7 protein-coding genes and 3 rRNA genes (1 of these 10 running past the window's edge) are annotated in these 12500 nt (G+C 45.6%); all 10 read left to right on the forward strand.

The window, feature by feature from the left end:
* Positions 1-500 precede the first annotated feature (500 nt).
* Positions 501-1862 carry a chromosomal replication initiator protein DnaA gene (dnaA, locus tag K3F53_RS00005; RefSeq protein WP_057897222.1) on the forward strand — a complete coding sequence of 454 codons (1362 nt, stop codon included), beginning with the start codon at positions 501-503 and terminating at the stop codon, positions 1860-1862.
* 206 nt (positions 1863-2068) lie between these two features.
* Entirely contained in the window at positions 2069-3211 is a 1143-nt protein-coding gene (gene dnaN / locus K3F53_RS00010) for a DNA polymerase III subunit beta (RefSeq protein ID WP_220559239.1), read from the forward strand.
* 17 nt (positions 3212-3228) lie between these two features.
* A complete protein-coding gene (yaaA, locus tag K3F53_RS00015; RefSeq protein WP_057897220.1) occupies positions 3229-3459 on the forward strand; it encodes a S4 domain-containing protein YaaA in 231 nt (76 codons plus the stop codon).
* Between the two features lie 53 nt (positions 3460-3512).
* Positions 3513-4625 (forward strand): DNA replication/repair protein RecF, encoded by a 1113-nt coding sequence (recF, locus tag K3F53_RS00020; RefSeq protein WP_057897219.1) that lies wholly within the window; start codon positions 3513-3515, stop codon positions 4623-4625.
* Positions 4626-4640: 15 nt separating this feature from the next.
* Positions 4641-4889, forward strand: a complete 249-nt coding sequence (gene remB, locus K3F53_RS00025) for an extracellular matrix regulator RemB (RefSeq protein WP_057897218.1) — start codon at positions 4641-4643, stop codon at positions 4887-4889.
* Between the two features lie 7 nt (positions 4890-4896).
* Positions 4897-6810, forward strand: a complete 1914-nt coding sequence (gyrB, locus tag K3F53_RS00030) for a DNA topoisomerase (ATP-hydrolyzing) subunit B (RefSeq protein ID WP_057897217.1) — start codon at positions 4897-4899, stop codon at positions 6808-6810.
* A 143-nt stretch (positions 6811-6953) separates the two neighbouring features.
* On the forward strand, positions 6954-9464 hold the full coding sequence (gene gyrA, locus K3F53_RS00035) for a DNA gyrase subunit A (RefSeq protein ID WP_057897216.1): 2511 nt from the start codon (positions 6954-6956) through the stop codon (positions 9462-9464).
* Positions 9465-9976: 512 nt separating this feature from the next.
* A 16S ribosomal RNA gene (locus K3F53_RS00040) occupies positions 9977-11517 on the forward strand.
* Between the two features lie 89 nt (positions 11518-11606).
* Positions 11607-11721: ribosomal RNA gene (rrf, locus tag K3F53_RS00045) — 5S ribosomal RNA — on the forward strand.
* 152 nt (positions 11722-11873) lie between these two features.
* A 23S ribosomal RNA gene (locus K3F53_RS00050) occupies positions 11874-12500 on the forward strand; it runs 2309 nt beyond the window's last position.
* Together the 16S, 23S and 5S rRNA genes form the textbook arrangement of a ribosomal RNA operon.

The raw sequence follows: 12500 nt of genomic DNA on the forward strand, positions 1-12500 counted from the left end.
AGGAGTGAGATGTCAAGCTGTCATTCTTTATCCACATTTTTTATTTCCCAATCCCCTGTGAGTAAATTATTTCCCGAAATCAAATTACCCACACATTTCTCCAAAAGATATTCACAAAATCTAGTGTTGTGAATATCTTTTATACACAAGGTATAGAATTTGTGGATAACTATCAAAAAAACGTTGCGGTGATTAGCTTTATCTGCTATCATGATTTTGTTTTAATCGGTGGATAACTTGACGTTACCAATGTATTTATCCACAATATGTGGATAAAATTGTGGACATTTTTAAACATAGTGTGGAAAATACCATCCACATGTATGGGGATTTTGTCAAAAGACAGTAAGAAGCCTTTGCGGTGCTCGCTCAAAATATAAACGAATTATCCACAATGTCTTTTGCTATCGCCGCCTATTAAGCATTACATGCTTCTTCTTAAAAAAACACGGTTCAGCAAAGCTGTTATATGGGAAGGGGAAGGAGAAGGAAGGAGACACATGGTTACCAATGCTAAAGAACTTTGGGATACTATCTTATCACATATACAAACCCGCATTAGCAAACCCAGTTTTGAAACATGGCTAAAATCAACAAAAGCCACGTCGCTCGACGACAATACGCTCTTAATTACTGCTCCTAACGAATTTACGCGGGACTGGCTCGAATCAAGATATTCCGAATTAATTCTAGAAACATTGTATGAGGTAACCGGCAAAGTTATTACAATCAAATTTGTTGTCCCTACCTCAAACTCCCAACAAAACGAACCGGAAATGGGTACGGTTCCCGCTTCAAAAGAAAAACGTAGCTCGACGCAAGACGACTCCCCCCAAACGATGCTAAACCCGAAGTATACATTTGATACATTTGTCATTGGAGCGGGGAATCGCTTTGCGCATGCGGCTTCTCTTGCAGTCGCTGAAGCGCCTGCAAAGGCTTACAACCCACTTTTTATCTACGGAGGCGTTGGGCTGGGAAAAACGCATCTAATGCACGGAATCGGTCATTATGTACTTGAGCAAAACCCAAACGCCCGAGTCGTTTATCTGTCGTCCGAGAAATTTACAAATGAATTTATTAATTCGATCCGTGATAATCAAACAGTCAATTTCCGCAACAAATACCGGAACGTAGACATTTTGCTTATTGACGATATTCAATTCCTAGCCGGAAAAGAACAGACGCAGGAAGAATTCTTCCATACATTCAACACCTTGCATGAAGAAAGCAAGCAAATCGTAATTTCAAGCGATCGGCCCCCCAAAGAAATTCCGACGCTAGAAGACAGGTTACGCTCCCGTTTCGAATGGGGGCTAATTACCGATATTCAACCTCCGGATTTGGAAACAAGAATCGCCATTTTACGCAAGAAAGCAAAAGCGGAAAACCTAGAAATTCCAAACGAGGTTATGGTGTATATTGCCAACCAAATCGATACGAATATCCGTGAGTTGGAAGGAGCGCTTATTCGTGTCGTTGCCTATTCCTCTCTTATTAATCGGGACATCGACACAGAACTGGCAATAGAGGCACTAAAAGATATTATTCCTTCCAACAAGCCACGTATCATCAACATCGCAACCATTCAGCAAGCTGTAGGTGAATACTTCAATCTAAAATTGGAGGATTTTAAAGCGAAGAAACGAACAAAGTCCGTCGCGTTCCCACGGCAAATTGCCATGTATCTATCCAGAGAGCTAACCGATTATTCCCTGCCAAAAATCGGGGAAGAATTTGGTGGACGCGATCATACCACCGTCATTCACGCACATGAAAAAATTACGAAGGCTTTACAAAACGATCGCCAGTTACAAGGAACCATTCAGGAATTAATCGATAAGATTAAAAACGGCCGATAAATTTCGATTAGCCTGCCTGTGCACAAATGTGAATAACCAACATAGCCTGTACACAAAGTTATCCACATGTGTATAGGCTTTATTTCTTTTTTACACCAAACTTATTCACATATCCACCTCCTCTATTACTATTACTGGATATAAAAAAAGAATAAAATAAAAGTATATGATAAAATGACCAAGAAGATTCCTAAAAGGGGGATACAATGAAGTTTACAATTCAAAGAGAGCAACTGACGAATGCGATTAATATAGTGAGCAAAGCTGTATCGTCCAGAACAACGATTCCGATTCTTACAGGAATTAAGATTGTAGCTCATGAGGATGGAATTACATTGACAGCAAGCGACTCGGATATTTCAATTGAACAATACGTCCCGATGGAATCGGGAGAACATCAGTGGATTGAAGACATTACGCCAGGCAGTGTTGTTCTGCCCTCTAAATTTTTAGGGGAAATTGTACGGAAGTTGCCGGGCGAACAAGTAACTATTTCCGTGAATGAACGGTTTATTACTACCATTTCTTCTGGACGTTCAGAATTTAACCTGAATGGTATGAATGCTGAAGATTATCCGTGTCTGCCGCAAATTGAAGAGGATAAGATACTTAGTTTACCTTCTGATTTGTTAAAAACAATGATTCGTCAAACGGTCTTTGCGGTTGCTACTACAGAAACCCGACCGATTCTGACAGGCGTTATGTGGGAACTGAGAGACGGACAACTTTCGTTAGTGGCCACAGACAGTCATCGTCTAACTACAAGAAAAGCCTCCGTTGAATCAGCGGCAAGTTTAAGTTTCGATAATGTAGTTATTCCAGGAAAAAGTTTGATTGAGCTTAGTAAAGTTCTCCCAGACGATGACCAACTAGTGGATCTTGTTATTACAGATAATCAAATTTTGGTAAAGATTAACTATATTCTTTTTTACTCTCGTATTTTGGACGGAACATACCCGGATACAAGCCGTATTATTCCGCAAAATACGAAAACGGAGATAATTTTATCGACAAAAGAGTTTTTAGGGGCAATAGAACGGGCAAGCTTATTAGCAAGAGAAGGGAAAAATAACATTGTTCGCCTGTTTACGCGTCCGGATGGAATGGTCGAGATTTCTTCCAATACGCCGGAAGTAGGGAAAGTAACCGAAGAGGTTGCACCTTCCTCCGTAGATGGTGAAGACGTAAAAATCTCATTTAATGCGAAATACATGATTGATGCACTTCGGGCCGTAGATAGCGAAAATATCCGCATCGGTTTTACTGGTGCGATGAGTCCATTTATCATTCGTCCAACGGAGCATGATTGGATCTTACACCTTATTTTGCCTGTGAGAACGAATCAATAGGGAGCGGTTACATCATAATGGAGAAAAAAAAGGTTACTATTACGACGGAATATATCCCCCTCGGCCAATTTTTGAAATTGGCCGAGATTATTGATACAGGCGGACAGGCAAAAATATTTCTTGCCCAAACACATGTTGAGGTAAATGAAGAGCCAGAGAATCGACGCGGCAAAAAGTTGTATAATGGAGATACGGTTTACGTAGAAGGGTTCGGCACATATGAAGTGTTACGTCAAACCGTGAAGTAGCCAGCGGCATGCTTTATCCATAGAAAAGCGTGCGAGCCGGGAGGGAAGACGGTTTGATATTGAGAGAATTGGAATTGACACATTACAGGAATTTTGAGCATGTCCACGTACATTTTGACGCTCCTATTGTTTTATTTGTCGGTTCAAACGCGCAGGGAAAGACAAACATGCTGGAATCAATTTACGTTCTGGCGATGGCGAAATCACACCGCACAAACAAAGACAAAGAATTAATCGGGTGGGACGCTTCGTTTTCCCGCCTGTCTTGCCGGGTAGATCGTCGGGGTGGCCCGGTAACGTTGGATATTCAGCTTACCGCAAAAGGGAAAAAAGCCAAAGTCAATCAATTAGAACAGCGCCGTTTGAGCGATTATATCGGCGCTATGAACGTCGTGATGTTCGCGCCCGAAGATTTAAGCATCGTAAAAGGAAGCCCGAATGTCCGTCGCCGTTTTCTCGATATGGAAATCGGGCAGGTATCCAAGTCTTACTTGTATAATATGCTGCAGTACCAAAAACTTGTGCAACAGCGCAATCAAGCGATGAAAGAACTACAGACGGGCAAGGCGTTTCGCGATATGCTTGACGTTTACAATATCCAGATGGCAAATCTCGCTGTGAAAGTGCTGCAAAAACGTTTCGTTTTCATGGATAAACTGGAAAAATGGGGGCGGGAAATCCATGCCCAAATCACTCAGGGAAAAGAAAAATTGACGCTTTCGTATGAAAGTACGTTCCCGGTTACAAAAGATATGTCGGAAAACGAAGCAGAAGAAGTTGTCTACAAATACCTTACCTCTATTCAGGAGCGGGAAATCGTCCGGGGCACCAGTCTGGCTGGACCGCACCGTGATGATATCCATTTTTTTATTAACGGAACGAGCGTTCATCGATATGGTTCACAAGGACAGCAACGTACAACCGCGCTTTCATTAAAGCTGGCAGAGATTGAATTAATTCGTCAGGAGGTGGGAGAGTACCCGCTTCTTCTTCTTGATGACGTGCTGTCCGAGTTGGATGCTAATCGACAGACCCACCTTTTGCAAAATATTAAAGACCGCGTGCAAACGTTTGTGACTACGACAGGCGTAGAGGGCTTATATCATCAGACATTGCAGCAGGCTGCGCTTTACCGGGTAAAACAAGGAACTATTACGCGGGAATAATGAAGGAGGAACCGTATGTTTATTCATTTGGGTGGCGATATGGTAGTACGTGCCAAAGATGTAATCGCGATTCTTGATTACCACATGAAGCAATCCTCTAAGATTACCCGGCAATTTTTGCAGAAGGCAGAGGAGTCTGGCCGCGTTGTCGCGCTTGGGGATGAACAAGCGAAATCGTATGTTGTGACGAAAGATAAAATTTATTGTTCTCCGATTTCATCTCTAACGTTGAAGCGTCGCGCTCATTTTTTAGAAAGCAGGTGAGACTTATATGACAGATAATGCGCAGAACAATTATGGAGCAAGTCAGATTCAGGTTCTTGAAGGTCTGGAAGCGGTTCGGAAACGTCCCGGCATGTATATTGGATCGACGAGTACTCGGGGATTGCATCATCTCGTTTGGGAGGTTGTAGACAACAGCATTGACGAAGCGCTTGCCGGGTATTGTGATGATATCCACGTGTATGTTCATCCGGATAACAGTATAACGGTTACAGACAACGGACGAGGCATTCCGACGGAAATTCACGAAAAAACCGGCAGATCCACAGTTGAGACCGTTTTAACCGTATTGCATGCCGGCGGTAAATTCGGCGGTGAAGGATATAAAGTATCCGGCGGTTTGCACGGGGTGGGCGTGTCTGTCGTAAACGCGCTGTCTAAATCACTGACTGTAGAAGTGAAACGGAATGGCAAGCGTTATAAGCAAAGTTATTCGTACGGAGAACCGCTTGATGAACTGAAGGTGGTCGGGGAAGCGGAAGACACGGGAACGGAGGTAACTTTCTTGCCTGATCCGGAGATTTTTACAGAAACAACCGTGTTTGACTACGAAATTTTGCAGAAGCGTTTGCGCGAGCTGGCGTTTTTAAACCGCGGCATACGTATTACCTTGCATGATGAGCGGGAGAACAAGACAGAGACTTTCCATTATGACGGTGGCATTAGCTCTTTTGTAGAATATCTGAATAAAAACCGGGAAAAACTCCATGAGCCTCCGATTTATATCGACGGCGAAAAAGACGGTCTCATGGTTGAGATTGCTCTTCAATATAACGATTCGTTTGCCAGCAATATTTATTCTTATGCTAACAACATTCACACGCATGAAGGCGGAACGCACGAGTCCGGCTTTAAGAGCGCACTAACGCGGGTGATTAATGATTACGCACGCAAGCATAACTTGCTGAAAGACAAAGACGGAAATCTGACAGGCGATGATGTGCGTGAAGGATTGACGGCGATTATTAGTGTAAAAATTCCAAACCCGCAGTTTGAAGGCCAGACGAAAACAAAGCTTGGAAATAGTGAAGCGCGTGGTATAACGGAATCGTTGTTTGCTGAGCATTTTTTCACTTTCCTTGAGGAGCATCCGCAAGAAGCAAAGAAAATTGTGGAAAAGTCGATGATGGCGGCACGTGCTCGGGAAGCGGCCCGGAAAGCGAGGGAACTTACCCGGCGGAAGAACGCGCTGGAATTTAGCTCATTACCGGGAAAACTGGCCGATTGTTCTAGTCGGGACGCTTCCATCAGCGAGTTGTACATTGTCGAGGGAGATTCAGCCGGAGGTTCAGCAAAGCAGGGGCGCGACCGTCAATTCCAAGCGATTTTACCGCTGAAAGGTAAGATTTTGAACGTGGAGAAAGCGCGCTTGGATAAGATTCTTTCCAACATGGAAATACGAGCGATTATTACCGCCTTAGGAACGGGAATCGGGGAAGATTTCGATCTTTCTAAAGCCCGTTATCATCGGATTATTATTATGACGGATGCTGACGTAGACGGGGCGCATATTCGTACCCTTCTCCTCACATTCTTCTTCCGCTATATGCGACCGTTGATAGAGAATGGTTACGTTTATATTGCACAGCCGCCTTTATACAAATTCCAGCAGGGAAAAGTCATTCGCTATGCTTATAATGATGCTCAGCTCGCGAAGATTAGAGCGGAAGCGTCACCACGTCCGGAACCAAATATTCAACGGTATAAGGGTCTTGGTGAGATGAATCCAGAACAGCTATGGGAAACTACCATGGACCCTGAAAGCCGTACGCTATTACGCGTTACGTTGGAAGACGCGATGCAGGCGGATGAAATTTTTGAGATGTTGATGGGGGATAAAGTCGAACCGCGGCGTGATTTTATCCAGGAAAACGCAAGAAAAGTTCGCAACCTCGATATTTAACAAAAAATAAGCCTTCTTCTTTAATTAAGAGGGCTTATTTTTGTGCGTAAACGGAGATAAATGATATAATAAAACTTATGGGAAAAATGATTGCGACCTGCTGTGAGTGGGCCAAATAAACGTTGAACGACGGAGGTAGTTTAATGGCCGAACAACAATCTAACGTTATTGATATTAATATAAACCAGGAGATGCGCGAATCATTCCTTGAATATGCGATGAGCGTTATTGTGAGTCGCGCTCTTCCGGATGTTCGCGATGGTCTGAAGCCTGTTCACCGCCGGATTTTATATGCGATGAACGAGATGGGAGTTACCCCTGATAAACCATACAAAAAGTCGGCACGTATTGTTGGGGACGTTATTGGTAAATACCATCCGCACGGAGATTCGGCTGTATATGAAACAATGGTGCGGATGGCGCAGGATTTTTCCTACCGTTATCCGTTGGTTGACGGACATGGGAACTTTGGCTCCATTGATGGGGATTCCGCAGCTGCCATGCGTTATACGGAAGCGCGGATGTCGAAAATCGCCACGGAGCTTATGAGAGATATTAACAAGGATACGATTGATTTTGGCCCTAATTACGATGGCAATGAACAGGAGCCGCTTGTAATGCCGGCCCGTTTTCCACATCTTCTTGTAAATGGGACATCTGGGATTGCGGTAGGGATGGCAACAAATATTCCTCCGCATAATTTGCGGGAAGTGATTGACGGAATTTTGTTGCTTATTGAGAATCCCGATTGTACAAGCCGCGACTTGATGGAGCATATCATCGGCCCTGATTTTCCAACAGGAGCATATATTATGGGACGAGGCGGAATCCGTCGCGCGTATGAAACGGGACGAGGTTCCATTGTTATCCGGGCAAAAGCGGAAATTGAAGATCAGGGAAATAAGCCAAAGATTATTGTGACGGAAATACCGTATCAGGTAAATAAGGCACGTTTGATTGAAAAAATCGCAGAACTGGTTCGTGAAAAGAAACTGGACGGTATCACTGATTTGCGTGATGAGTCGGATCGAAATGGCATGCGGATCGTCATTGAACTCAGACGTGACGTAAACCCGCAGGTTGTATTAAATAATTTGTATAAGCACACAGCCATGCAGACGAGTTTTGGAATTAATATGTTAGCGCTCGTAAATAATGAGCCACGCATTTTGAATTTGAAGCAGATGCTTTATTATTATCTGGAACATCAGAAAGAAGTCATTCGCCGTCGTACCGAATATGATTTACGGAAAGCGGAGGCAAGACTCCACATTGTTGAGGGTTTGCTGAAAGCAATCGACATTGTGGACGATTTAGTGGATCGTGAGGGGCCGATCCGCTCTGCTTCTGACCGTGAAGAAGCGCGTGGTTATTTGATGGCCGAGACCTTCTCGATGAAGGGACGGGAAGTTCCACTCGGTTTTACGCTGGAGCAGGCGAACGCAATTCTGGATATGCGTTTGCAAGCGTTGACTGGTCTTTCGATTGAACGTCTGACAGAAGAATACAATGAATTGTCTGCATTAATTGCCGAGTTACGTGCGATCCTTGGTGATGAAAGTAAAATTTTAGAAATTATTAGTGAGGAATTAACCGAAATTAAGGAAAAATACGGGGATGATCGTCGGACCGAAATTACGGTAGATATGAACAATATTGAGGATGAGGATTTAATTCCGCAAGAAGAAGTTGTTATCTCTCTTACGCACCGCGGTTATATTAAACGGTTACCTGTGGATACGTATCGGGCGCAGAAACGCGGTGGTCGCGGTGTGCAGGGGATGAGTACGCGTGAAGATGATTTTGCGCAACACTTGATTACAACGAATTCGCATAACTATCTTTTGTTTTTTACAAACAAAGGAAAGGTATATCGTTTAAAAGCATACGAGATTCCCGAATTGAGCCGTACCGCAAAGGGCATTCCAATTATTAATTTGCTGCAGATTGAACAGGGTGAGCACATCCAAACCATTATCCCGATTAAGGAGTTTACTGATAACCATTACTTGTTCTTTGCCACGAAGCAAGGGATCGTGAAGCGGTCAGATTTGGCTTCTTTTAGTAATATTCGTCGTATCGGTTTGTTTGCTATTAATTTGCGGGAAGATGACGAACTTGTGGGTGTTCGGTTAACTGACGGAGCTCAGAACATCATTATGGGAACCAAAAAGGGGATGTCCATTCTGTTCTCGGAAAAGGACGTACGAATGATGGGGCGTTCTGCGACCGGCGTAAAAGGTATTCATTTAAGTGAAGAAGATTGCGTAATTGACATGGACATTGCTGAAGAAAACGCTGATGTGCTTATCGTTACTTCGCGCGGTTACGGCAAGCGTACCCCACTGTCTTCTTACCGTTTTCAATCCCGCGGAGGTAAAGGAATTAAGACATTGCATTTGACAGAACGTAACGGGGTAGTCGTGGGGTTAAAAGTTGTGAATGAGAAGAATGACTTAATGCTGGTGACATCTACCGGTATTATCATTCGGCTTAGTGTAAAAGACATTTCTTCCATGGGTCGCAATACGCAAGGAGTTAAATTAATTCGTCTTGATGAGCAGGAAGAAGTAGCGACTGTGGCCAAAGTAGAAGTAACAGAAGAGACGGCGGAAGTGCAGGAAATAACGAGTGAGGTTGTCGAACCTTCATAGTAAGTTTGATTATGAAGAAAAGCCGAAAAGTTTTACAGGAGGGCAGCGTGCATAAGCGCTGCTTTTCCTTTTTAAATAAGTGCAAGACGATTGACTAATACGGTCGGTTTTGTTTTTTTAGCGAAGTTTGAAAAGCTGAGAGAAGCATTAGGTTTTCTTCTCTTCTGGGATAAAGATTTTTATTTAAACCAAAAACGTGGTACATTATCCAATACTGCTGTTTAAAAACAAAGCATTCAACAATAAATGGTAAGTGAGTTTAAATTTTTTATAAAAAAGTGCTTGCTATTTATTTTAGAATGTAATAAGATAAAGAAGTCGCCGCTGAAACGCGGTGAAAATGAAAAAGAAGTTCCTTGAAAACTGAACAGTGACACTCGTTTGTGTGCGAGGTAAATATCCCATGAAAGTGAAGGTCAGCTTCAAAGTTGATCTCAAGCACTTTTATGGGGCCCGAAAAACATTCTTTACTTTATGAGCTAGCTTACGAGCTTGCGTATCAATCTTCAACTTTTTTGGAGAGTTTGATCCTGGCTCAGGACGAACGCTGGCGGCGTGCCTAATACATGCAAGTCGAGCGAACCGATGGAGTGCTTGCATTCCTGAGGTTAGCGGCGGACGGGTGAGTAACACGTAGGCAACCTGCCTGTACGACCGGGATAACTCCGGGAAACCGGAGCTAATACCGGATAGGATGCCGAACCGCATGGTTCGGCATGGAAAGGCCTTTGAGCCGCGTACAGATGGGCCTGCGGCGCATTAGCTAGTTGGTGGGGTAACGGCCTACCAAGGCGACGATGCGTAGCCGACCTGAGAGGGTGAACGGCCACACTGGGACTGAGACACGGCCCAGACTCCTACGGGAGGCAGCAGTAGGGAATCTTCCGCAATGGACGAAAGTCTGACGGAGCAACGCCGCGTGAGTGAGGAAGGTCTTCGGATCGTAAAACTCTGTTGTCAGGGAAGAACCGCCGGGATGACCTCCCGGTCTGACGGTACCTGACGAGAAAGCCCCGGCTAACTACGTGCCAGCAGCCGCGGTAATACGTAGGGGGCAAGCGTTGTCCGGAATTATTGGGCGTAAAGCGCGCGCAGGCGGCTTCTTAAGTCAGGTGTGAAAGCCCACGGCTCAACCGTGGAGGGCCATCTGAAACTGGGGAGCTTGAGTGCAGGAGAGGAGAGCGGAATTCCACGTGTAGCGGTGAAATGCGTAGAGATGTGGAGGAACACCAGTGGCGAAGGCGGCTCTCTGGCCTGTAACTGACGCTGAGGCGCGAAAGCGTGGGGAGCAAACAGGATTAGATACCCTGGTAGTCCACGCCGTAAACGATGAGTGCTAGGTGTTGGGGAGTCCACCTCCTCAGTGCCGCAGCTAACGCAATAAGCACTCCGCCTGGGGAGTACGGCCGCAAGGCTGAAACTCAAAGGAATTGACGGGGACCCGCACAAGCGGTGGAGCATGTGGTTTAATTCGAAGCAACGCGAAGAACCTTACCAGGGCTTGACATCCCGCTGACCCCTCCAGAGATGGAGGTTTCCTTCGGGACAGCGGTGACAGGTGGTGCATGGTTGTCGTCAGCTCGTGTCGTGAGATGTTGGGTTAAGTCCCGCAACGAGCGCAACCCTTGTCCTTTGTTGCCAGCATTCAGTTGGGCACTCTAAGGAGACTGCCGTCGACAAGACGGAGGAAGGTGGGGATGACGTCAAATCATCATGCCCCTTATGTCCTGGGCTACACACGTGCTACAATGGACGGTACAACGGGCGTGCCAACCCGCGAGGGTGAGCCAATCCCTAAAAACCGTTCTCAGTTCGGATTGCAGGCTGCAACTCGCCTGCATGAAGCCGGAATCGCTAGTAATCGCGGATCAGCATGCCGCGGTGAATACGTTCCCGGGTCTTGTACACACCGCCCGTCACACCACGAGAGTTTGCAACACCCGAAGTCGGTGAGGTAACCTTCTGGAGCCAGCCGCCGAAGGTGGGGCAGATGATTGGGGTGAAGTCGTAACAAGGTATCCGTACCGGAAGGTGCGGATGGATCACCTCCTTTCTACGGAGTCTCGGCACGCACGAGTATTCACTGTTCAGTTTTGAAGGAACTTCGTTCCTTATAAAACAAGATAAGATATAAATACCTTGTCTGGTGACGATAGCGAAGGGGTCACACCTGTTCCCATCCCGAACACAGAAGTTAAGCCCTTCAGCGCCGATGGTACTTGGGCGTATGCCCTGGGAGAGTAGGACGTTGCCAGGCTGGAATGAACGTATCCTTTTTGTTTGTGGGTTTTGCCTGTAAACAAAAAGTACGTACTCATTCTAAACCCATCATAGAAGTTGTACCTTGAAAACTGGATACAGAAGAAACACGCGCAAAACAAGGATTCCATAAAAGAAACCCTTCAATGTGGTTAAGCTACGAAGGGCGCACGGTGGATGCCTTGGCGCCAGGAGCCGATGAAGGACGTGGCAAACGACGAAACGCTTCGGGGAGCTGTAAGCAAGCGTTGATCCGGAGATGTCCGAATGGGGAAACCCACTTCCCGTAATGGGGAAGGACTCCTGCCTGAATCCATAGGGCAGCGAGAGGCACACCAGGGGAACTGAAACATCTAAGTACCCTGAGGAAGAGAAAGCAAATGCGATTCCCTTAGTAGTGGCGAGCGAACGGGGAACAGCCCAAACCGGAAGGTTCGCCTTCCGGGGTTGTAGGACACTCTATACGGAGTTACAAAAGGATGAGGTAGAAGAATCGATCTGGAAAGGTCAGCCATAGAAGGTAACAGCCCTGTACTCGAAACTTCATCCTCTCCTGAGTGGATCCTGAGTAGGACGGGACACGGGAAACCCCGTCTGAATCCGGGAGGACCATCTCCCAAGGCTAAATACTCCCTGGCGACCGATAGTGAACCAGTACCGTGAGGGAAAGGTGAAAAGCACCCCGGAAGGGGAGTGAAACAGAACCTGAAACCGTGTGCCTACAACTAGTCGGAGCACTGTCTATGTGTGACGGCGTGCCTTTTGTAGAATGAACCG

Source organism: Aneurinibacillus thermoaerophilus (assembly GCF_019603355.1).
In the GTDB taxonomy this organism is placed as follows: Bacteria; Bacillota; Bacilli; order Aneurinibacillales; family Aneurinibacillaceae; genus Aneurinibacillus; species Aneurinibacillus thermoaerophilus.